Origin of the sequence: Klebsiella sp. WP3-W18-ESBL-02 (assembly GCF_014168815.1) — a bacterium.
Taxonomy (GTDB): Bacteria; Pseudomonadota; Gammaproteobacteria; order Enterobacterales; family Enterobacteriaceae; genus Kluyvera; species Kluyvera ascorbata_B.
The window spans coordinates 2,162,889-2,185,528 of record NZ_AP021972.1; the positions used below are offsets into that span (position 1 = coordinate 2,162,889).

The window sequence follows — 22,640 nt, forward strand, 5'->3', positions numbered from 1 at the left end:
GTTTTTTTACGTCTGGCGTTAGCCTTGATCGACGACGCTAACGCTTTTGCGCAGCAGCGGGCAGCTCGGACGGCCGACAACGCCGTTGTCACCGTGCAGATAAAATGCGGTGCTAAATCCCTCTGCGGTCAGATATTTACACTGTAGTCCTAACCCACCGGCGGTCTTCTGGCTTCCCGCCAGCACGCCGTAGCCGCTCAAAAGAACCCCAATCGCGATAATGACCAGGCAAACGATGGTTCTGATTAACAAGCGCATAAACATTCCTCTTCTATTATATCTATCATCAATACTACCGTAACGTGATAACGCATTGATACAAGTCTATGATTCCTAAAAGCACGAGATGCCATTACAGTTAGCCGCGGTTTAAGGTTAGCATGCTAATTTGGTTGCATCTGAATAAGAATTCATGCGGAGAGTGGAGTGAAAAAGTTTCGGTGGGTATTACTGATACTCGTGATTGCCGCCTGCCTGCTGCTCTGGACACAGATGATCAACGTGATGTGCGATCAGGACGTTCAGTTTTTCAGCGGAATTTGCAGCATTAACCGGTTTATACCCTGGTAAAACATTTTTGCCGGCAGCATTTCCTTCCGTAATGTGAGTGGTAGAATAGATCGTTCCTTTTGAGGTGGTAAAATGAGTGATCTTGTAAGTTCTGGGGCATTAAATCTGGCATCTCTGGCGTTATCCTTCCTGCTGCTGTTAGTCGGCCTGGTTCTGTGGTTCTTTGTGAACCGCGCCAGCTCCCGCGCTAACGAGCAAATCGAACTCCTTGAATCGCTGCTCGATCAGCAAAAGCGCCAGAATGCGCTGCTGCGTCGTCTGTGCGAAGCAAACGAGCCCGAGAAGAAAGAAGAAGACGCGCCAAAAGCTGAAGAAGTAGAAGAAGACGACAAAGATGATTTTATTCGCCTGGTTGCCGAGCGATAAACACTTTGCGTGATGACACCGCGCAGCCTGCAATGGGCTGCCGGACCGCAACGCGCTGCACCAAAGCGGTGCGTACTCCATCCCCCCATCACTGTTCGTCACCTTTGCGCGCCGTTGGCATGATTTTGCGCAAACGTGGTTGAGCGCGCTTCACCGATATTCCTCCTGCTGAAGATCTAACCTTATGTTGTTGTTATTTATCATTCATTGATGTTTTCTATTTAACTCAACATTATTATCGATGGTATTAATGTTGTAGCGTCGCTTAATAACCAGGCAATCCCGGCTTGCATAATGCAAATCATAATAGCGAAACGTTTTTATTGCCTAATCATGAAGCAATGTCACGAAACGATCATTATTTTGGTGCAATATAGTTAGCGCAATTAAGCAGTACGTCCTGAGAAGGGGCGGCAACAGAAGAACGCCTTATAACTAGCCGGTAAACCGGCGGGCATGAAAGTTATAGCGAAAATAATCTAACGATATAAATTTTTTATGAAGCGGTAGGCAAAATCTGGACGCAGGATAAAAGTTGGTCTATGTTAAAAAAGTCTTACGTTACCGTAGGCTAGGTCACGTATCAGGCTGTCTGGCAAAGACCTGCAGCGCATTCTTGTCGGTGGAAAAGCGCCGGTGAGCAAATGATTTGTTGGGATTTGTGCGGCCGATCGACTCGCGTTTAAAAATGGCTTGCCATTATTTACGTTGTATGTGATAACACGTTTTGGGTTAAACGAGGTACAGTTCTGTTTATGTATGGCATTATCAGTAAAGAAGTTCTGAGTAAACACGTTGACGTTGATACCGCTTCTCTGCCGAACCTTATATTAGTGCCTCATGCAGTCATGTCTCAGTTTTATCTATGAAAACGCCTGCGGGCGCAGAAAACACTCTAAGGAATTTTGCAAATGGCAAAGATTAAAGGTCAAGTTAAGTGGTTCAACGAGTCTAAAGGTTTTGGTTTCATTACTCCGGCTGACGGCAGCAAAGATGTATTCGTACACTTCTCTGCAATCCAGGGTAACGGCTTCAAAACTCTGGCTGAAGGTCAGAACGTTGAGTTCGAAATTCAGGACGGCCAGAAAGGCCCAGCGGCTGTTAACGTAACCGCTATCTGATTCGACGACCACTGATCTTGCGGCGCGCAAGCGCAACATTATCAGACATAAAGCCTCGCAATTGCGGGGCTTTATCATTTATACCCCCTGCGATTTCCCCCTCGCTTTACCTTCCGCCGCTGCCAGAATAGCGGTACACTTCGCCCTTTGTTATCAAGCCGGAGTTGCTATGTCCTACAGTTGTCCGCTCTGCCACGCGCCGCTCACGCGCAGCGGCAATAGTTACCTTTGCCCGCAGCACCACCAGTTTGACCGGGCGAAAGAGGGCTACGTCAACCTCCTGCCGGTCCAGCATAAGCGCTCCCGCGACCCGGGCGACAGCGCTGAGATGATGCAGGCGCGACGCGCGTTTCTCGATGCCGGGCACTATCGGCCGCTGCGCGATGCCGTTTGCGATAAGCTACGCATGATTGCGCCGCGGCAGGTACTGGATATCGGCTGTGGTGAAGGCTACTACACCCACGCGTTCGCCGCTGAAGCGCAGGAAACGTGGGGGCTCGATGTGTCGAAAACGGCGGTTCGCTACGGCGCGAAGCGTTATCCGCAGGTGAATTTCTGCGTCGCCTCCAGCCAGCGTCTGCCGTTTGCCGACGGCTGCATGGACGCGGTGATCCGCATTTATGCCCCGTGTAATCCGCTGGAACTGAAGCGCGTGGTGAAGCCTGGAGGGTGGGTCATTACCGTGACGCCCGGCCCACGTCATCTGGTCGAACTGAAGGGATTAATCTACAGCGAAGTGCAGCTGCATGCGCCGCATTCGGAAGTGATTGAGGGTTTTACGCTGCACAGCCATGAAGCGCTGGCCTATCCGATGGCGTTGACCGGCAGTGAAGCGGTTACGCTATTACAGATGACGCCGTTTGCGTGGCGGGCGAAGCCGGTCGTGTGGGATGCACTTAAGCAGCGCAGCCAGTTTGACTGCCAGACGGATTTTGCCATCCACGCCTGGCAGCGAGAGGCTGATTAACCCATAAAGTGGGCGTAGAGGATCTGCGCGCCAATCGCGATCAGCACAATCCCGCCAAGAATTTCGGCTCGTTTACCCAGCAGCGGGCCGATGAAACGGCCTACCATCATACCCAGCGTCGACATCAGGAAGGTGGCGCAGCCGATAGCGAAAGCGGTCGCCAGGATGTTGACCTGAAGGAATGCCAGGCCTACGCCGACGGCCATTGCATCGAGGCTGGTGGCGATGGCCGTGGTGACCAGTAGCCAGAAGCCGTGACGGCGCGGCGCTTCTTTTTCTTCTTCGTCGTCATCGCCACGGACGCCCTCGACGATCATACGTCCACCGAGGAATACCAACAGCACAAACGCGACCCAGTGGCTCCATTCCATGACGAAGCGGCTGGCCAGCATGCCCAGCCCCCAGCCAATAAGCGGCGTCAGCATTTCAATCACACCAAAAATAAGACCGGTGCGCAGGGCTTCAGAGAATTTAGGTTTATGCAGGGTTGCGCCTTTACCAATTGATGCTGCGAATGCATCCATTGACATGCCTAAGGCAAGGAGGATAGTGGCGGTTAAATTCATGAGCGTGTCCAGACCGGGAAGTTTCCATACGACACATTCCTGCCCCCAGTAATCAGCAGTAAATGCGTCTATGGTCTCGCTTGACTACTGACGTAATCCGTACGCACCACGTTTTGCAACGAGTATGTTGACACGTACATTCCCAGCAAGTGGAAATCAGCTACTCCCCAACGACGGGCGCAACCTTAACATATTTTTAGAATATAAAACAACTCTTGCTATTGCATATTTCATCGTTTAATGATAACGATTTTCATTTAGATTTATTGCGTAATCAAGAAGTTAAAAAATAGGAAGTCATTTGGCGGAATAAACATAGCCAACGCTATATTACGACTGTTTGAATATAACACAGTTATAGCGATGGCTATATTTTAACTCATTGATTGTTAATGAGAAGATTGTAGATCTTTTCCAGGTCATCAATATTTTTGACCCGCACAAGAAGACGGCGCTGCTCTAATTGCATCACCAGTACGCCATCCTCGGATAAATTCATTTTCTGGATGCGGCTGTATTTAATCCACGCATTGGCGAAGAAAAAGCCTTCCGTTTTGAAAATAATTTTGGGGCTGCGGATCCAGAACAGATAAAACCCCATCAGCGCCAGCGCGCATAATAACCAGGTGGTCATTATTGCGCCGTGGTGGGTGACGTTGTTATAAACCAGAATGACAATCAGCACGACGAATATCACGCTGTCTACGCGGCCTGGGCGCAGTAGCGGGACGGAGAGTAGGGTAGCGCCATGACGGCGAGGCATGATGAACTGGTCGTAAATGGCGAATGCCAGCAGCGCAAGAATGAAAAGTACCAGTATCAGGTCCGTTACGGTCATTAAGCCTCCAGATAAAAAAACCGGGGGCACAGGGCCCCCGGCGAACAGCAGATATTACAGACCCAGCAGGCCGATAGCGTAGCCCACGATACCGATGACGAAGAAGCCAACGATGATCCACAGGGCATTGACTTTCTTACGCAGCAGCCACATACAGGCGAAGGTCAGCAGCAGCGGTACCAGACCCGGCATCAGCTGGTCCAGGATAGTCTGCACGGTAGTCACACGGGTTTGACCATCCTGACCGGTGATGGTTGAAACCACCAGCGGAATGTTCACGTGCGTCCATTTGTTAACCAATGCCCCCATGACAAACAGGCCGAGGATAGACGCCCCCTCTGTCAGTTTCTGCAGGAAGCCACCGCCCATATCGCTAACGATATCGATACCTTTACGGTAACCGTAAGCCACGCCGTAATAACGGGTTGCCAGACGGACCAGGTTGAACAGGATGAAGAACAGCAGTGGCCCAAGCAGGCTACCGCTCATCGCGATACCGGCACCCAGCGCCGCGAAGACCGGACGAACGGTACCCCAGAAGATCGGGTCACCGACACCCGCCAGCGGCCCCATCAGACCAACTTTGATGCCGTTGATGGCCGCATCGTCAATCTCTGCGCCGTTCGCACGCTGCTCTTCCATTGCCAGGGTTACGCCCAGCACTGGCGCCGCGACATACGGATGGGTGTTGAAGAATTCCAGGTGACGTTTGATGGCTTGTTTGCGCGCATCGTTGTTCTCTGGGTACAGGCGTTTAATTGCCGGAACCATGGAGAAGCAGAAACCCAGCGCCTGCATACGTTCGAAGTTCCATGAACCCTGAAACAGGTTAGAACGAATGAACACGCCACGAATGTCACTCGGTGTGAGTTTTTTCTCAGTGGTAGTTTTAGTCATATCAACCATGTCGCTCACCTGTTAGTCCAGTTCGTTATCAAGATCGTTGTTGCCTGCAGCCTGAGCTGGCGCACCGGCGACGCGGTTATATTTCGGGCTAAGCTGGATGTAGAGAACGGCCATAACGGCGCCAATCACACCCAAAGCAACCAGGTTGAAGTCAGTGAACGCCGCAGTGACGAAGCCGAGGTAGAAGAACGGCATCAGGTAGCCTGCGCGCATCATGTTGATGACCATCGCATAACCGACGACCACGATCATGCCACCGGCGATGTTCAGACCGCTGGTCACAACTTCCGGAATGGCGTTCAGCATGCTCTGAACTTCGCTGGTACCGACGGAAATAGCAACGATAACGGCCGGGATAGCAATACGCATCGCCTGCAGGAACAGGGAAGAGACGTGGATCCATGACAGCGCCGTAAGGTTACCGTTTTCAGCGGCTTTATCTGCTGCGTGCTGGAATGCCACGGTGATGGTACGGACGATGATGGTCAGTACCTGGCCCGCTGCCGCCAGCGGAATCGCCAGTGCGATACCTGCACCAATACTTTGATGCCCGGCGATAACCAGAATGGTGGAAATAATAGATGCCAGAGCGGCATCTGGCGCAACCGCCGCACCGATGTTCATCCAACCTAGTGCGATCATTTCCAGGGTACCACCGATGATAATACCGGTTTTCATATCCCCGAGAACGATACCGATCAGCGTACAGGCGACCAGCGGACGGTGGAACTGAAATTCATCGAGTATCGATTCCATACCCGCAATACATGCGACGATGAACACCAGCACAATCTGAAGAGTGGTAATCTCCATTGTACTTCTCCTATTGCTAATTCAAACTTAAGTGTGAAAGCTAAAAAGTTGCCAGAGTGCTTATTTCGGCACTTTAGCAATCAGATCCATCATTTTCAGTCGCTGATCGGTTGAAACCTTACGGACTTCCAGCTCGATACCGCGTGCGTTCAGTTTGTTAAACGCCTCGATATCTTTCTCGTCAACGGATACCGCGTTATTCACCTGGGTTTTGCCCTGGCGGAACGCCATACCACCGACGTTTACGGAGGTCACCTTCACGCCGCCTTCCACAATACGTTCTACGTCAGTCGGGTTAGTGAACAGCAGCATCACACGTTCACCCGCGTATTTCGGGTTGTTGTAAACGCGGATCATTTTGGCGACATCGACAACGTGTGCCGTTACGCCAGGAGGAGCAACTTGAGTCAGCAGCGTTTTGCGCACGGTATCGGCAGCGACTTCATCGCTGACGACAATAATGCGGCTCACGTTAGTCTCTTTGGTCCAGCGGGTGGCGACCTGACCGTGAATCAGACGGTCATCAATACGAGCCAGACCGATAATCATGTAATCGTTCGGGCCCATCGGTTTCGCTGGAGCAGCGGCTTTCGGTGCAGCAGGTGCGGCAACGGGCGCGGCTTTTTCTACCGGTTTCGCTTTCAGCGCTTTCACGCCTTCGCTACCGGTTTCAACAGCCAGCGCAACCAGCTCATCAAAACTTGGGTTATCGTCACGCGCCATAAAGGTTTCAACCAGCATCGGAACGTTGACGCCGGCGATCACTTCATAGTTTTCTTTGTCGACAACAATGCGGCTAGCCGCGTTGAATGGGCTACCGCCCCAGGTATCAACAAGGAACAACACGCCTTTGCTGGTATCAAGCTTTGCCAGCTGCGCGTTGTATTTTTCGATTAACGTTTCTGCATTCTCGCCAGGCACGAAATCGATCCAGCCAACATTCTCCTGCTCACCCAACAGCATCTCTGCCGTTTTCAGCAGTTGTTCTGCTGCCCAACCATGTGTGCCTATAACAATAGCAATCGTCACTTGCTACCTCCTTTATTATCGTGTGTATCAGTAGGGCTGATACATTTTGAACCGATGCCATAACCGAATCGATTCAGACAAGGGTTAGAGAGAAAATCCAATAACTACCGAGAATTATTTTAGACAGTGAAAGAATAATTAATGTGATGAAGATCCGTAATTTAGTTAAAGGACAGCAATTATTTTGTGGTGCAAAAAATTGTCTTACATTTTGCAAAGACGCGTAAATCTTTGCCAAAATGCTCATTGTTTTTGCTATGTTGTATTTCCGTTTAATTACACAGGAGTATAGGGCATCAGCCCGTAGTATGGATCGTCACCGACGTCTTTTCGCCATTGACCGCCGTTGCGGCACACCTCCCGGCCTTCTGCGCCACCTTTTTTTATCGCCCGGTATCGTCTCGCTTAAACATGACATAGCGATGACTCGTCACGTCTCTCGTTGGAGTGGTTTATGGAACTGTTGATGGACCCGTCAATTTGGGCCGGATTGTTGACGCTTGTCGTTCTGGAAATTGTTCTCGGTATTGATAACCTGGTGTTTATCGCCATCCTGGCCGATAAACTGCCGCCAAAGCAGCGTGATAAAGCCCGCCTTATTGGTCTGTCGCTGGCGTTGGTGATGCGTCTGGGGCTGCTTTCCGTTATTTCCTGGCTGGTCACGCTGACCGCGCCGCTGTTTAGCGTATGGGGGCAGAGTTTCTCCGGACGCGACCTGATTATGCTGGTCGGCGGCCTGTTCCTGCTGTTTAAAGCGACCACCGAGCTGCATGAGCGGCTGGAAAACCGCCAGCACGACTCAGGCCACGGTAAGGGCTACTCCAGCTTCTGGGTGGTGGTGCTGCAGATTGTGGTGCTGGATGCCGTGTTCTCGCTGGATGCGGTGATTACCGCCGTCGGCATGGTGAACGATCTTCCGGTCATGATGGCCGCCGTGGTGATTGCCATGGGCGTGATGCTGCTGGCGTCTAAACCGCTGACGCGATTCGTGAACGAACATCCTACGGTCGTGGTGCTCTGTCTGAGCTTCCTGCTGATGATCGGTTTGAGCCTGGTGGCTGAAGGCTTTGGCTTCCATATTCCGAAAGGCTACCTGTACGCGGCAATTGGCTTCTCGATCATCATTGAACTGTTTAACCAGATTGCGCGCCGTAACTTTATCCGTCATCAGTCGACGCTGCCGCTGCGTGCGCGCACGGCAGACGCCATCCTGCGCCTGATGGGCAACCGCAAACCGGTCAGCGCCGCGCAGGAAGAAGGCCACACGACGACCGTGCCGGTGCCGGAAGGGGCCTTCGTGGAAGAAGAACGCTACATGATTAACGGCGTGCTGACGCTGGCCTCGCGTTCGTTGCGCAGCATCATGACGCCGCGTGGCGAAATCAGCTGGGTCGATGCCGATCTGAACGCTGATGAAATCCGTCAGCAGCTGCTGTCGTCGCCGCACAGCTTGTTCCCGGTGTGCCGGGGCGAACTGGATGAAATTGTCGGTATTGTGCGCGCCAAAGAGCTGCTGGTGGCGCTGGAAGCCGGTGAAGATGTGTTAGCGCTGGCTGCCGCCAACCCGGCGATTATCGTCCCGGACACGCTGGACCCGATTAACCTGCTGGGCGTGCTGCGCCGGGCGCGCGGTAGCTTTGTGATGGTGACCAACGAGTTTGGCGTCGTGCAGGGGCTGGTCACGCCGCTGGACGTGCTGGAAGCGATTGCCGGTGAATTCCCGGATGCCGATGAAACGCCGGAAATCGTGGCCGATGGCGAAGGCTGGCGGGTGAAAGGTACTACCGATTTGCACGCGCTACAGCAGACGCTAGGCCTGGATAACCTCGTGGACGAAGATCACGACTACGCCACCGTGGCGGGGCTGGTGATTGCCGTCAACGGGCAGATTCCGGCAGTGGGCGAAACGGTTGAACTGCCGCCGCTGCAAATCACCGTGACCGAGGCCAACGGCTACCGTATCGATCAGGTGCGGGTGCTGAAGCTGTCTTCACCGCACGACGAAGACGCGTAATCCGTGTTCACCCGGCCGAGGCGTATCAGCGCTGACGCCGGGGTTTTGCCTGCTCCTGCGGCTAGACTTTTTCTGCTTCATTCTCAGCCAGCCAGCGGGGGAAATCCGCCAGCGGCATTGGCGGTGAGAACAAATATCCCTGCAGTAAATGCACGCCGTGGCGCTGCAGGTAAAGCGCCTGCTCCTGCGTCTCAACCCCTTCTGCAATCAGCTCAATATTCAGGCGCTGCCCCAGCGCGATGATAATGTCCGTCACCGCGGAGTTCACCGCATCGGTGCCAATTGCTGCGGTGAATGCTTTATCAATCTTCAGCACGTCAGGATGCAGCATCTCCAGCCAGGAGAGGGAGCTATTGCCGGTTCCGAAATCGTCAATTGCCAGCTTAACCTGATGATTTCCCAGTTCACTGCGTAGCGGATAGCTCACATCATGCGGAGCATCGCGTTCCGTTAACTCGATGGTCAACTGCTGTACCGGCTGATAGCTAAACCAGTGCTGCTGTAAATCCTTCAGCAGCCGACCATGTTTAAAGTGCGCAGCCGCGACGTTAATACCTATCTGAAACGCGCGGTCGTTGGGAAACAAATGCAGTTTTTTCGCCGTTTCGCTAATGACATAGCGGGTAAGGGGAATAATCAGGTTTTGCGTTTCCGCAATCGGGATAAACACGTCCGGCTCAACCCAGCCCACTCGGGGATTGTGCCAGCGGAGCAGAATCTCAACGCCGATGCAGCGCTGCATACGGGCGTCCATCTGCGGTTGACAGTAGAGGCTGAACTCTTTACCGGCGATGCCCATGTTGATCTCGCGTGAGAAGCTCAGCCGCCCAGCGGTTGCCAGCCAGGCGATCCATGTAAACAGCACGCTCATAATAATTGCCAGCGGCAGATCGGTGATCAGATTGCGTAGCGCAAGCCGCGCGGGGCCCGGACTCAAGGCACTGATGCTAAAGGGGAAGGCGGTGGATGTACGGGTATAGATTTTGTCGTCACCCGGCGACAGCGCGTTATTAATGCCGGGACCGTGCTGATAATTCAGATCGCCCACGTTCAGGCTGATACGGTTAATTAACGGCGGCGAGGGTTCAAGAATGATATTGCTGATCAAATCAATATTAATCGAGACCATGACGCCGTCCTGACCGTCGTCGGAGGCCGGGTACCACTGAATCAGAATTGGTGTTCCCACGATCAGGGAGTGATCGAGCGTCAGCGCCAGCAGCGGCAGACGGCTGGGCAACTGTGGCTGGAGGCTGTGTAGCGCAACGTCACGTGCGCCCAGCGCGCTGGAACAGTACAGCTTACCGGCTTTTACCAGCGCAATAGAGCGCACGGTTTGCAGCGCAACGGCCAGCTTGCGCAACGGCAAATGGATGGCCTGACAGGGCTGGCCCACCAGCGCAAGCATGTCGCTGCGCCGAGATTGCAGCGGCTGTAATATTTTATTCAATCGCTCAACGGAATGTGCGGTGAGCTGGTCTAGGGAAGGTGCGAACAAGTCCCTGATATGAGATCATGTTTGTCATCTGGAGCCATGGAACAGGGTTCATCATGAGTCATCAACTCACCTTCGCCGACAGTGAATTCAGCAGTAAGCGCCGTCAGACCAGAAAAGAGATTTTCTTGTCCCGCATGGAGCAGATTCTGCCATGGCAAAACATGGTGGAAGTCATCGAGCCGTTTTACCCCAAGGCTGGTAATGGCCGGCGACCTTATCCGCTGGAAACCATGCTACGCATTCACTGCATGCAGCATTGGTACAACCTGAGCGATGGCGCGATGGAAGATGCTCTGTACGAAATCGCCTCCATGCGTCTGTTTGCCCGGTTATCCCTGGATAGCGCCTTGCCTGACCGCACCACCATCATGAATTTCCGCCACCTGCTGGAGCAGCATCAACTGGCCCGCCAATTGTTCAAGACCATCAATCGCTGGCTGGCCGAAGCAGGCGTCATGATGACTCAAGGCACCTTGGTCGATGCCACCATCATTGAGGCACCCAGCTCGACCAAGAACAAAGAGCAGCAACGCGATCCGGAGATGCATCAGACCAAGAAAGGCAATCAGTGGCACTTTGGCATGAAGGCCCACATTGGTGTCGATGCCAAGAGTGGCCTGACCCACAGCCTGGTCACCACCGCGGCCAACGAGCATGACCTCAATCAGCTGGGTAATCTGCTTCATGGAGAGGAGCAATTTGTCTCAGCCGATGCCGGCTACCAAGGGGCGCCACAGCGCGAGGAGCTGGCCGAGGTGGATGTGGACTGGCTGATCGCCGAGCGCCCCGGCAAGGTAAGAACCTTGAAACAGCATCCACGCAAGAACAAAACGGCCATCAACATCGAATACATGAAAGCCAGCATCCGGGCCAAGGTGGAGCACCCATTTCGCATCATCAAGCGACAGTTCGGCTTCGTGAAAGCCAGATACAAGGGGTTGCTGAAAAACGATAACCAACTGGCGATGTTATTCACGCTGGCCAACCTGTTTCGGGCGGACCAAATGATACGTCAGTGGGAGAGATCTCACTAAAAACTGGGAATAACGCCTTAAATGGCGAAGAAACGGTCTAAATAGGCTGATTCAAGGCATTTACGGGAGAAAAAATCGGCTCAAACATGAAGAAATGAAATGGCTGAGTCAGCCGAGAAGAATTTCCCCGCTTATTCGCACCTTCCCTAGCTGTTTCTGATTTTCGCCACGCTGCGAAATAAATCGTGTCCCCAGGGTGAGCGCGAAGGCGCAGACCGCGATCACCATACATACCGCGATTCGCTTACGGAGGTACTGCCTGATAATCCATTGTGCTGTCTGCATTTCCGATGCTCAGTGCGGATGTATTGATAATGAAAATACCAGTGCCGACACAGCAAGTGTAGTGGGAAGCGAAAATTGTGAGGAAAATAAGGAGATAAATCACCCACCCGTATTAGGGGGTGGGTGAAAAGGCTGATTAGTCACACTGTACTTTGATGGCCAGACCGCCGCGCGACGTTTCGCGGTATTTGGCATTCATGTCTTTGCCGGTCTCGTACATGGTTTCAATGACTTTATCGAGCGACACGCGCGGCTCGCTGGTACGACGCATCGCCATCCGCGCGGCGTTGATCGCTTTCACCGAGGCGATCGCATTACGTTCAATGCACGGCACCTGCACCTGACCGGCCACCGGGTCACAGGTCAGCCCCAGGTTGTGCTCCATGCCGATTTCCGCCGCGATACATACCTGCTCCGGGCTCGCGCCCAGCAGTTCCGCGAGGCCGGCCGCCGCCATTGAGCAGGCCACGCCCACTTCCCCCTGGCAGCCTACTTCGGCACCGGAAATAGACGCGTTCATCTTGTACAGCGCCCCAATAGCGCCCGCCGCAAGGAAATAGCGGATGTAGATATCCGGACTTACCGACTCGATAAAGTGATCGTAGTAGGCCAGTACCGCCGGTACGATCCCGCAGGCCCCGTTTGTCGGTGCGGTAACCACGCGGCCACCGGCGGCGTTCTCTTCGTTGACCGCCAGCGCAAACATATTCACCCAGTCAACCACGTTCATCGGGTCGTGGGAGAGCTTATCGCTGGACACCAGCATGCGGCGCAGCGCAGAGGCACGGCGCGGGACGCGCAGCGGCCCAGGCAGGATGCCTTCGGTGTTCATGCCACGGTCGATACAGGCGCGCATGGTCTGCCAGACGTTGGCAAAATAGTCTTCAATCTCTTTTTTGCTGTGCAGTGCCAGCTCGTTTTGCATCACCATACCGGAGAGCGACAGCCCGGTTTCTTTGCAGTAGCCGAGCATTTCCGTGGCGGAAGCAAACGGGTAGGGTACGCTGACCGCGTCGCTGGCTTCTTTGCCGAAATGTTCTTCATCGACGATAAAGCCACCGCCGATAGAGTAGTAGGTTTTGCTGTAAACCAGAGTTTCTCCGGCCCAGGCGTGAATACGCATGGCGTTTTCATGCAGCGAGAGGTTTTCGCTGCGAAAACGCATGCTGTCATCGGCCGGGAAATCAACTTCCACGCGCCCGTTGGCCAGCAGCAGGCGGCCGCGGGTTTCTACGTCACGAATAAACGCCGGGATCGCATCGATATCGACGGTGTCCGGCTGGTTACCCGCCAGCCCCATAATAATCGCGATATCGGTATGGTGGCCCTTACCGGTGAGGGACAGTGAACCGTAGACGTCGACGGCAACGCGCGTCACGTCATCAATCAGTCCCTTTTCGACCAGGTCATCGACGAACTGTTTGCCAGCCTTCATCGGCCCTACAGTATGGGAAGATGAGGGACCAATCCCCACCTTAAACATGTCGAATATACTAATCACTTTAACACTCCTGACAGGGTTGCCGCGTTGTTGCGGCAACGATGTAATAACTGCGCATAGTGTATGAGGGAACCCGGCGTTCAGCTTAACTATTCACATGAATTTAACTAATGAATCTCTGTGATTTTACTAATACTGAAAACCGGCGGTTATGATAAGTATAGTCAGGGCTTCAGGCCCACTTGTAGCGCCAGCTCACGAATGATGCCGGCGGTCATGCCCCAGACAAAATAGTGCTGATACCAGGAGAGCCAGACGCGGTGCGAATTGCCGCGACGGTGGATGTCGAGCGGATGGTAACGGCCCAGACGCAGCGCTTCGGCCAGCGGCATTTCGAACACGGAGGCCACTTCATCTTCGCTGGCGTGATAGTGCAAATTCGGCGGGATCACGCCAAGCACCGGCGTCACCTGAAAACCGGTGACGCTGTCGACCGGCGGCAGCATGCCGATAATTTCCACGCTTTCTGGCGGAATGGCGACTTCTTCCTGTGCTTCACGCAGGGCAGCGGCAATCAGCGAGGCGTCGCTGCTGTCTACCGCGCCGCCGGGGAACGCTACCTGTCCGGGGTGTTTGCGCAAACGCGCTGAGCGCTGCGTGAGCAGCAGACCCGGCTCGGGACGGCGCACAATGGGCACGAGCACCGCCGCCTGGCGGGCGTTTAAGGCCGCGCGGCTGGGCTGCGGGCGAAGCAGCTGAAAGCGGGAGAGAAAGTCGTCCAGATTCAGCGAACGCTCTTCCATGTTCAGGACTCCAGTTGATGTAAGATACGATTCACTTTATCAAATGTTTCCTGATATTCCGCATCTTCATTACTGTCGGCGACCAGACCGCCGCCAGCGGAGCAGTAAAGCGTGCCGCCGGTAGCGGTGACGGTACGGATAGTAATGCTGGTGTCCATATTGCCGCAGGCGCTGAGATAGCCGATGCTGCCGCACCAGGCGTTACGACGATGCGGCTCCAGCTCGTCAATAATCTCCATTGCCCGCACCTTCGGCGCACCGGTAATGGAGCCGCCGGGGAAAGCGGCGCGCAGCAGATCGCTGGCGTGCAGCGCGGCGGGCAGTTCGGCGGTGATGGTGCTCACCAGGTGGTGTACCGCCGGGAAGGGTTCGACGACAAACAGTTCCGGCACGCGTACGCTACCGGGTGTGGCCACGCGGCCAATGTCGTTGCGCATCAGGTCGACAATCATCAGATTTTCTGCCCGGTCCTTCGGCGATGCGGCCAGCTTCTGCGCCTGCGCGGCGTCGGCCTGCGGATCGTCGAGGCGCGGCAGGGTGCCTTTAATCGGGCGGGTCTGGATCTGCCCTTGTTCCAGATGGATAAAACGCTCCGGCGACAGGCTTAAAATAGCGCTGTCGGCAAAACGTAAAAATGCGCTGAACGGCGCGCGGTTGGCGTGATTCAGGCGGACAAATGCTGCCCACTCGTCGCCGCGATAGCGGGCCTGAAAGCGCTGCGCCAGGTTGACCTGGTAGCAGTCGCCGCTGTGCAGATAGGCCTGCACCTGGCGGAACTTCTCGCCATACTGCTGGCGGCTCATGTTTGAGTGCCAGGCCGACGTCAGAGCAAAGGGCTCGGTCTCAGGCATTGCCTGCTGTTGGAGCCATGCCAGACGCGCATCGATATCGCCGTAGCTGAGCAGGGTGACGACCTCGCGCTGGTGGTCGACAATCAGCGCCCAGTCGTAGAGGCCAACCGCCATATCTGCCAGCGTGATATCGCGTTCGGCGTGCTGCGGCAGCGTTTCGAACCGTCGCCCCAAATCATAGCCGAAAAGCCCAACGGCACCGCCGGTAAAGGGTAAATCGCTTAACGGCTCGCGAGCAAAACCGCGCGCGTCCAGCGTCTGCTGCAACAGATGTAGCGGGTCAGCCGTTGAGGTATGGCTGCTGCCATCGTGGTTTACCACGGTTATTTCGCCGTGGGTTACCAGCGTGGCGCAGGGTTCGGCGACCACGATGTCATAGCGGCTGTGCGGGTGATCGGCGTAGCCGGAGTGCAGCATCATCGCCCACGGAGAGGCGCTGAGCGGGGCAAAATAGAATTCCGCGGCGTCCTGTCGCCACGGCAGCGTCATCGTAGAAGGGTGTAACATGGTTATTCTGTCCAGCCAGGTCTGCGCTGCCTCTGGCGAAGAATCGGGCAGCATGAAATAATAAGCGCCCACAATGTAGCAGGAGTCAATAATGTTTGCAGGATTACCTTCACTGAGCCATGAGCAGCAGCAGAAAGCCGTCGAGCGTATTCAGGAACTGATGGCGCAAGGTATGGCGAGCGGCCAGGCTATTGCGCTGGTAGCCGATGAACTGCGTGCGAACCACACCGGTGAGCGCATCGTCGCCCGCTTTGAGGACGAAGACGAGTAAGCGATGGCTTCCCGTTTAACGCTGTTGCTGGCGATAGCGCCGCTGACAGCAGCGGCCGCAGAATCTTGCTCGCTAACCGATCCTCAACTGACGCTGCAAAGCTATACCGTTGATGCTGCTCGCGAGCGTATTGCGATGTACTGGCTTAAGCCCGACGGTAAGGCCTACGGTTCGCTGCGTGGGTTGCTTAATGTGATTAACGACGACGGTCGGGTGCACATGGCGATGAACGGCGGAATCTACGATAAAGCCTATGCGCCGCTGGGGTTGTACATTGAAAACGGCGAGCGCAAAGCGGCCCTCAACCGGGCTTCCGGCGGCGGCAACTTTTTCATTAAGCCCGGGGGCGTATTCTATCTGCGTGGTCAGCAGGCGGGGATTGTCAGCCTCGATAAGCTAAAGTCGACGAAGGGCATGGACTACGCGGTTCAGTCCGGCCCGATGCTGATTGAAAATGGCATCATCAACTGGCGACTCAAGCCGTCGGCCAGTTCGCGCAAGTTGCGCAACGGCGTCGGCATCACCGCTCAGGGAAAGGTGGTATTTATGCTGAGCGAACGCGAAACCAATTTCTACGATTTTGCCTGCTATGCAAAATCTCGTCTCAACGTCCGGCAGATGCTCTATCTGGACGGCACCATTTCTAAAATGTACCAGCAGGGGGGCTCGATCCCCTGGCAGTATCATCCTTTCGTCACCCTGATTACCGTTGAGAAGCGGTAGATACGCCTTCCGTTGCCGGAAGGCGGCGGGTTAAAGCTGGATATCCGGCAACAGCTGAGGGTCGTCGTGCAGCGTGACGTGCGCCGCTCGCTCGCCTCGCCAGAAGGTGAGCTGCGTAGCGCCTCGTGCGGTGTGTACGCTGACTTCAGTGAGCGGTGAGCGGGTAGCCAAATCCCACAGACAGACAAACTGTGCCTGCGGCAGATGGTTACGCATAACCAGATAGCTCAGGTCGCTCACCGCCGGGTTATCCGGCGCCAGCCCTTGCCACAGCTCTCCGTCACCGGCCAGCCACAGGGCGAAGGTATCGCCTTCGCGAGCAAAGTGGCGCGGCTGGCAGCCATACAGCGGCGTGACGGTCGACGACGACATGTTTCGCAGCGGACCGCCTAGTGAGAACGGCTGCGGTGTGCCGCTTTGGTCAAGCGCCTGCGCCGCCAGATGCAGCGTCCAGTCAAGCTGCTGGCGATGCGGATTATCGACCGTCGAAAGGTCGATCAGCACATCGTCCAGCCACAGCAGACGACGGCGGAAGCGTACCTCGCGCCAGGCTTCGGCGTCCCACTCGACGCGGGTGTGGCTGTTAAGCGTCGGCGGCGGTTGCCCCCAGTCCACCTCGCAATCCAGCCACAAATAGTCGTCACCCTGATGCTGGCCCAGTACCGTTGGGTTGGCAGGCGGCTGATTGGTCTGGTTAACCGTTAGCGTATTGTGAGTAGCGCTGTTTTTGTAGTAGTCATAGTGCATTCGGGCCCCGTAGCCGGTGGTGCCCAGATCCGGTAGTAGCCAGCCGTCCCGGTGCCACAGCAGCAGGCTCAGGCGATCGTAGTGGTCATGTTCGCCGCCCCACGGGCTGTGTTTTATCAGCACCGCCTGCCGTTGCTGCGGCCGACGCCAGAGGGTTAAACCGGCACCAGGGGCAAACAGGGAATGCTCGGGGATGGGGGAGGCCGCGACCTCTGGCAGCGGTTGGGCGCGCCAGAGCAGCGTTTCCATTTCATCCGTCTGCACATCGGTAAACTGCAGCACCGCCGCGTACTGCGGATCGCGCCAGATAAACCACGCGAATTCGTACAGATCCCGGTGGTGCAGCTTCTCCTGACCGGCAATGCAGTCGTTCAGGCGTGGGAAGGTACTGTCGGGGAGCAGCAGCGACAGCGGGAAGCTGAGCATCTGCCGGTACCACGGGCCGTCAATCAGGCTCCAGCGGCTGCCGCGCGCCAGTTTTTCAAAGGCAAAAAAGCCCTGTAGCGCGTAGTAGTGGTAGTGTACCGAACCTTCAAACCACAGACCTTCCGCCAGCAGGCCGTGCTCGAGCTGCCAGCGAAGGCCGTAGGGAGCGTTAACGGCAAACTCCAGCAGGCTGTCATCTTCCAGCACAAAACCCAGTACACCGAGGGCGGCGTTGATTTTCACCTCATGATTATGGATTTGCGGACTGCGATGCGCCTGTAAAAAGGTCGCCGCACAGCGCAGGAGGTGGCGGCTGATATGCTCGCGTTCGGCCACGCTAAGGCTCTGGCAAATAAAGTCATAGCCCAGCGCCATATCGAGAATACAGTTGGCTTCGCACAGAGTTTGCGCGTTCATTTTCCCCGGGCCGTTGTGCGGAATATCGCCATGCACTTCATAGGCCGGATAAACGTCAGCGTAGCCCATCAGAAGGGTGCGTACTTTGTCGCGGTAGGCGGTTTCGCCAGTCAATTGCCACAGTAGCCCCAACTGCTGACAGGCGCTGGCGTTGCGCCCGTTCATTTCTCGCCACCATGCGCCGTCCCACGGCTCGCCGCTGAAGACTTCGCCGTCCACCGGGCAGCGATGATGGTGCGGTGAGTCCGCCTGCCAGGTCAGCCGCACCCCGTGGTGCGGACAAAAATAGTAGAGATTCCAGGTGGCGATCCCGCTTTGCGGAATACAGACCGCAGCGTGGAGCGCCGGTTGTGCATCCTTAATGAGCCGTTCAATCAGGCCGCTATTGCCGGCTGCACGTCTGGCAATCTCGGGCCATAGCCCAGAAAATTGTTTCATTATTGGTTTTCCCTGGCCTCTGTCGACGCTGGCAGCGGGGCAATCAGCGTGGTGATATCGTCAGGATATTTTGCCCGCAGCCACCGGGCTTTTTCACGGAACTGTGCGTCATCCGGCCAGGCGTGAGCGGCGCTTGCAAGGTTACGCAGCGCTTTTTTGTCATCCATTTTATCGAGATCTTTCCACGGCCAGGCGGCGTCGCTGTTGATAAAGCCGGCGATGTATTGGTAGCCCTTGCGCAGGCTGTGATCGTCGAGGGTAAAGTTCCAGATATCGACGCCCGCTTTTTCGCCCAGGCGACCAAGACGGTTATACGCGTCAAGGTTAAAGTTGCTGTAGTGCCAGGGACGCGTGCGCTCCAGCTCGGCCATCTGGCGGCCTTCTATGTCAAACTGCCCGGCGATGCGGCGTAGCTGGGTGATGTACAGCCGTTTTTTGGCTTCGTCGGCGTTGCCGCTGAACAGCGCAAATGTCGCGGCCTGCATATCGAAATAGGTCCCGTGGTTGTTGTGCCAGTTTTCTTCTTCAAAACCGTTCTGGCTGGTGGTCATCCAGTGATAAAAATCACCGAACCACGTCTTCAGCTCGCCGATCTCTTTGTCGCTGAGCACACCGGACGGCTGCAGAATGGCGATGGCGTCAACCACCTCAACCAGCGCCCGGCTGTCGATGATCCCAATGCCACGCCCGGTATTAATACCGGGAATGGCCTGGGCATGCTGGAGATTGGGCGTCATGTAGGTTTTAGGATCGAGGAACCAGGATTTTATCTGCGCGGCCGCTTTTTGTGCGTAGCGGTCGTCATGTGAGAAATACCAGGCCAGTGCCAGGGTCGAGACATCGTTGCTCATCTTCACCAGCCGGTTTTTGTCGGTGGCGTCGCTGTTGGCATCGGGGTTGGTTTGCCCATCTTTGCGAATGTACGGCAAGCCGTCTTGGGTGTCGGGGTTCGGCCACCAGTAAGGCGGGAAGCTGTAGTAATCGTGCTTGTTGCCGCTGGCGGCGACCAGCGACTTATCCATAACTGAAAACAGCGGGTGCTTTAGCGCCAGATCCGCCTTTTTCAACAGCGCGCCTTCGGCCTGCACGAACAGCGGGTCTTTGGCGGCGATCTGCTGACGGCTGAAGGCCAGATCTTTAGCATCCAGCGTGTACGGTTCGGCGGCGTACAGCGACGCGCTCAGCCCGGAACAGAGTAAGGCAATGCCTAATAGTCCTTGACGTGGTATTGAACTCATAGTGATAACCCTTCTGCAAATATGAGAAAAGATAACAAGAGAATTACCCCATTGCGTATTTAATAAAACGCAAAAGGCAGGCTTTTTAATTAACAAAATAATTTCTGAAATAGGATTGCGTGCAGTGTAAAAGACAAAGTGATTTTTTTTGTGACTTTCATCATATTTAGCGGTGTGAATAAAAAATGGCGCATTTAATGTAGTGCGGATCACATATTTTGGCCATTTTCTACATTTTTTGATTCCTTCAATGAAATGCGTAAAATTATATCTTTATGATTTTTAATGATTTAATAATTAAGTCACTTTTATTGTCACTTTTTCATGTGATCTGATTCAACTTTTGCGTTTTTGAAATGGGATTTCTTTTTGGCGTGGTTGTATTGGAAAATACATTTCTATTTAATATTCGAAAATAACGTTTACGTCCGTTGTATTAATGTCGGCTGCTTATCAGGAAATGATAAACAGCCGGTGCGAATTTATTTACCGTTGTGCCCTACAATAAAGGATATGCCACCATGTCTGCGAATAAATTACGTTCATTATTACTGCTTTCCGCCCTGGGTCTTGGTGTGAGCCAAAGCTACGCCGCCACGACGCTTAACGTCTGGATCCGCGCCAGCAACGATTCGAAGAATATCTATAAGCAGGAGGCCGAGACGTTCGAGAAGAAGACCGGGATAAAAATTGAATACTTCAATGCCACGACCGACTTCGAGCAGCGCCTGGCGCGTGCGGCGGCGGGCAACGCCCTACCTGATTTGATCTTCAACGATGCGGCTTCTTTGGGCCAGTTTATACAGCTCGGTATTGCTGATGAGATCGACCCGAAAACCATCAGCGGCGGCGACCAGCTTTATCCTACCGCCTGGAACAGCACCCGTTATATCGATGGCAAGTACTACGGTGTACCGACCTCGGCGCAAACCTTCGCGCTGTTTGTGCGCAAGGACTGGCGTGAAAAGCTGGGTCTGCCGCAGCCGAAAAGCTGGGAGGATATTCAGACGCTGGCCAAAGCGTTTACCACCCAGGATCCGGACGGCAACGGTAAAAACGATACCTACGGCTTTATCATGCCGGGCTCCACCACGCGCGGCTACGCCAGCTGGTTTATGAGCAGCTTTATCTGGCAGGCGGGCGGTGATTTCGTCAAAGAACATAACGGGACGTTCAGCGCCTCGCTGGCTACGCCGGAGGTCGCGCAGGCGATGACCTTTATGCGCACCATGATGTGCGAGAAGGTGACTCAGCCGGGGGCGATTAACGCGACGACTGCCGACGTGATCCCGTCGTTCCGTTCCGGGCAGAGCGGGATGTTCTTCAGCGGCCCGTACCATATTGCGCTGTTTGATAAAGACCCGGGTAAGGAGAAATTCGAAGTGGTGCCGGTTGTCGGGCCGAAAGGCGAAGCGACCCTCGCCGAAGGAACCACCGTCTTTATGATGAAAAGCAGCCAGCAGAAAGAGGCGGCGCGCAAATTTATTGAATTCATGATCTCGCCGGAAGGGCAGGAGATCGGGATGGGCAAGGGCAGCCAGCATATTCCGGTGGTGCGCCTGCCGGTGAACCAGAATGTCAACGTGAAGGACGTCTATCAGGACGACCGCTGGGAGACTTTTGCCCGCCTGTATAACGAGCAGGGCCGTTACGTACCGCAAATCCCTAACTGGACGCCGGTGCGTCAGGTCGCTGCCGACGGTTTCAACCGTATCTTTGCTGACTGTAACAGCGATATTACCGCAGAGCTGAAAAAGACGGACGAGAAGGTCAATGCCGAGCTGGCGAAACAAAATGTGCTGGCTAAATAAAGGAGTAAGTGATGACGCTGCATGAGACGAAGTCCTCGCCGCTAAAGCAAGCCGCTTCGCCTGACGCGACCGGCTGGCTGACGGCAAAGCGCAAACGGGCGCTGATACCCTGGCTGTTTCTCGCCCCGGCGCTGGTGATCTTCAGCTGGTTTAAGTTTATCCCGATGATCCAGGGTCTGGTGATGAGCTTTTATAAGGTCAACTTTAACCAGCCGGACGAATGGGTGGGGTTCGCGAACTTTACCCGTGCCTTTGCCGACGTGGAGCTGCACGCGGCGGTCGTCAACACGTTGCTGTACGTATTAGTGACGATGTTTGCGGCCGCAATTCTCGCGTTCTTCCTCGCGATGCTGCTGGAAGGCCCGGCGCGCCATTTGCGTTTCATCCGTACCGCCATCTTCCTGCCTGCGGTAACCAGTGCGGCGATTGTCGCCGAAATGTGGCGTATTTTGTTCAACCCAACGCCGAATGGGGTGGTAAACCATATTCTCAGCTGGTTTGGCGTGGCCGACCAGGGGTTTCTGGCCAGCTCCGATCAGGCGCTTGGGGTGATTATGTTGCTGCATATCTGGAAAGCGGTGCCCTACAACATGGTGATTTTCATCGCCGGGCTGGCAGGCATTAGCCGCGATCTGTACGACGCCGCCAACGTCGACGGCGCAAACTGGTGGAACCGCCTGCGCTACGTCACGCTGCCCGGCATGATCCCCGCGCTGTCGGTAGTGCTGATGCTTTCGTTCATTCGTGGCTTCCGCGTGTTTGCCGAAGTGTATGCCACCACCGGCGGCGGGCCGTCTAACGCCACGGAGATGATCATGACCCATATCTACAAGCTGGGCTTTGAACAGTTCGACTACGGCTACGCCTCGGCGGTGTCATTCCTGCTGTTCGCCTTCACGGTGGTGTTAACCATCTGCCATCTGACGCTGAAAAAACGTATCGCACGTTACTAAGGAGCCG

General features: G+C 54.9%; 21 protein-coding genes and 2 pseudogenes. 11 read left to right on the plus strand and 12 right to left on the minus strand.

The window, feature by feature from the left end; genetic code table 11:
• Positions 1-18: 18 nt before the first annotated feature.
• Positions 19-258, minus strand: a complete 240-nt coding sequence (locus tag H7R56_RS10240; RefSeq protein WP_106927711.1) for a YobH family protein — start codon at positions 256-258, stop codon at positions 19-21.
• A gap of 168 nt (positions 259-426) precedes the next feature.
• On the opposite strand from H7R56_RS10240, the gene mgrB reads away from it, so the two are divergent.
• From mgrB to rlmA, 5 genes and pseudogenes are all read left to right on the plus strand, one after another.
• Complete coding sequence (gene mgrB / locus H7R56_RS10245; RefSeq protein WP_035891646.1) at positions 427-570, plus strand: PhoP/PhoQ regulatory lipoprotein MgrB; 144 nt, start codon at positions 427-429, stop codon at positions 568-570.
• A 72-nt stretch (positions 571-642) separates the two neighbouring features.
• Positions 643-936 carry a YebO family protein gene (locus H7R56_RS10250; RefSeq protein WP_106927709.1) on the plus strand — a complete coding sequence of 98 codons (294 nt, stop codon included), beginning with the start codon at positions 643-645 and terminating at the stop codon, positions 934-936.
• A 755-nt stretch (positions 937-1,691) separates the two neighbouring features.
• Positions 1,692-1,835 (plus strand): annotated as a pseudogene (locus tag H7R56_RS10255) (DUF2627 domain-containing protein).
• Between the two features lie 12 nt (positions 1,836-1,847).
• Positions 1,848-2,057 carry a transcription antiterminator/RNA stability regulator CspE gene (gene cspE, locus H7R56_RS10260; RefSeq protein ID WP_001062678.1) on the plus strand — a complete coding sequence of 70 codons (210 nt, stop codon included), beginning with the start codon at positions 1,848-1,850 and terminating at the stop codon, positions 2,055-2,057.
• A gap of 169 nt (positions 2,058-2,226) precedes the next feature.
• Complete coding sequence (rlmA, locus tag H7R56_RS10265; protein ID WP_106927705.1) at positions 2,227-3,024, plus strand: 23S rRNA (guanine(745)-N(1))-methyltransferase; 798 nt, start codon at positions 2,227-2,229, stop codon at positions 3,022-3,024.
• On the opposite strand, the gene mntP is transcribed toward rlmA, so the two are convergent.
• From mntP to manX, 5 genes are all read right to left on the minus strand, one after another.
• Entirely contained in the window at positions 3,021-3,590 is a 570-nt protein-coding gene (gene mntP / locus H7R56_RS10270) for a manganese efflux pump MntP (RefSeq protein ID WP_106927703.1), read from the minus strand. The two genes, rlmA and mntP, sit on opposite strands and share 4 nt — an antisense overlap.
• A 379-nt stretch (positions 3,591-3,969) precedes the next feature.
• Positions 3,970-4,428, minus strand: coding sequence for a DUF986 family protein (locus H7R56_RS10275; RefSeq protein WP_106927701.1), 459 nt, complete (start codon positions 4,426-4,428; stop codon positions 3,970-3,972).
• A gap of 54 nt (positions 4,429-4,482) precedes the next feature.
• Positions 4,483-5,334 (minus strand): PTS mannose transporter subunit IID, encoded by an 852-nt coding sequence (locus H7R56_RS10280; protein WP_181358014.1) that lies wholly within the window; start codon positions 5,332-5,334, stop codon positions 4,483-4,485.
• 12 nt (positions 5,335-5,346) lie between these two features.
• The gene (gene manY / locus H7R56_RS10285) at positions 5,347-6,147 is read right to left on the minus strand and encodes a PTS mannose transporter subunit IIC (protein ID WP_106927697.1); all 801 of its coding nucleotides are present in this window, start codon (positions 6,145-6,147) and stop codon (positions 5,347-5,349) included.
• Positions 6,148-6,207: 60 nt separating this feature from the next.
• Entirely contained in the window at positions 6,208-7,176 is a 969-nt protein-coding gene (manX, locus tag H7R56_RS10290) for a PTS mannose transporter subunit IIAB (protein WP_106927695.1), read from the minus strand.
• A 454-nt stretch (positions 7,177-7,630) separates the two neighbouring features.
• Between manX and yoaE the strand changes: the two genes are divergently transcribed.
• Positions 7,631-9,190: a CNNM family cation transport protein YoaE gene (gene yoaE / locus H7R56_RS10295; RefSeq protein WP_106927693.1), complete on the plus strand. Its 1,560-nt coding sequence runs from the start codon at positions 7,631-7,633 to the stop codon at positions 9,188-9,190.
• 61 nt (positions 9,191-9,251) lie between these two features.
• Here the strand turns inward: yoaE and H7R56_RS10300 are convergent.
• Positions 9,252-10,655: pseudogene (locus H7R56_RS10300) on the minus strand (EAL domain-containing protein); the annotation flags it as partial.
• A gap of 86 nt (positions 10,656-10,741) precedes the next feature.
• On the opposite strand from H7R56_RS10300, the gene H7R56_RS10305 reads away from it, so the two are divergent.
• Positions 10,742-11,722, plus strand: coding sequence for an IS5-like element IS5 family transposase (locus H7R56_RS10305; RefSeq protein WP_000019402.1), 981 nt, complete (start codon positions 10,742-10,744; stop codon positions 11,720-11,722).
• 421 nt (positions 11,723-12,143) lie between these two features.
• Here H7R56_RS10305 and sdaA read toward each other — a convergent pair whose 3' ends face one another.
• From sdaA to pabB, 3 genes are all read right to left on the minus strand, one after another.
• Positions 12,144-13,508, minus strand: coding sequence for an L-serine ammonia-lyase (sdaA, locus tag H7R56_RS10310; protein ID WP_106927689.1), 1,365 nt, complete (start codon positions 13,506-13,508; stop codon positions 12,144-12,146).
• Between the two features lie 164 nt (positions 13,509-13,672).
• Positions 13,673-14,251 carry a CoA pyrophosphatase gene (locus H7R56_RS10315; protein ID WP_106927687.1) on the minus strand — a complete coding sequence of 193 codons (579 nt, stop codon included), beginning with the start codon at positions 14,249-14,251 and terminating at the stop codon, positions 13,673-13,675.
• A gap of 2 nt (positions 14,252-14,253) precedes the next feature.
• Entirely contained in the window at positions 14,254-15,609 is a 1,356-nt protein-coding gene (gene pabB, locus H7R56_RS10320; RefSeq protein WP_106927909.1) for an aminodeoxychorismate synthase component 1, read from the minus strand.
• Between the two features lie 91 nt (positions 15,610-15,700).
• Between pabB and H7R56_RS10325 the strand changes: the two genes are divergently transcribed.
• Positions 15,701-15,880 carry a YoaH family protein gene (locus H7R56_RS10325; protein WP_106927685.1) on the plus strand — a complete coding sequence of 60 codons (180 nt, stop codon included), beginning with the start codon at positions 15,701-15,703 and terminating at the stop codon, positions 15,878-15,880.
• A gap of 3 nt (positions 15,881-15,883) precedes the next feature.
• Positions 15,884-16,603 carry a phosphodiester glycosidase family protein gene (locus H7R56_RS10330; protein WP_106927683.1) on the plus strand — a complete coding sequence of 240 codons (720 nt, stop codon included), beginning with the start codon at positions 15,884-15,886 and terminating at the stop codon, positions 16,601-16,603.
• 30 nt (positions 16,604-16,633) lie between these two features.
• On the opposite strand, the gene H7R56_RS10335 is transcribed toward H7R56_RS10330, so the two are convergent.
• Together H7R56_RS10335 and H7R56_RS10340 are read right to left on the minus strand one after the other, a co-directional pair.
• Positions 16,634-18,631, minus strand: a complete 1,998-nt coding sequence (locus H7R56_RS10335; RefSeq protein ID WP_182928653.1) for a heparinase II/III domain-containing protein — start codon at positions 18,629-18,631, stop codon at positions 16,634-16,636.
• A complete protein-coding gene (locus H7R56_RS10340; protein WP_106927679.1) occupies positions 18,631-19,869 on the minus strand; it encodes an alginate lyase family protein in 1,239 nt (412 codons plus the stop codon). The genes H7R56_RS10335 and H7R56_RS10340 overlap by 1 nt, the downstream gene beginning before the upstream one ends.
• 521 nt (positions 19,870-20,390) lie before the next feature.
• On the opposite strand from H7R56_RS10340, the gene H7R56_RS10345 reads away from it, so the two are divergent.
• Both H7R56_RS10345 and H7R56_RS10350 read left to right on the plus strand, forming a co-directional pair.
• Positions 20,391-21,680 carry an ABC transporter substrate-binding protein gene (locus H7R56_RS10345; protein WP_106927677.1) on the plus strand — a complete coding sequence of 430 codons (1,290 nt, stop codon included), beginning with the start codon at positions 20,391-20,393 and terminating at the stop codon, positions 21,678-21,680.
• Positions 21,681-21,691: 11 nt separating this feature from the next.
• Positions 21,692-22,633 carry a carbohydrate ABC transporter permease gene (locus H7R56_RS10350; protein ID WP_223878943.1) on the plus strand — a complete coding sequence of 314 codons (942 nt, stop codon included), beginning with the start codon at positions 21,692-21,694 and terminating at the stop codon, positions 22,631-22,633.
• The last annotated feature ends 7 nt before the right edge of the window (positions 22,634-22,640 follow it).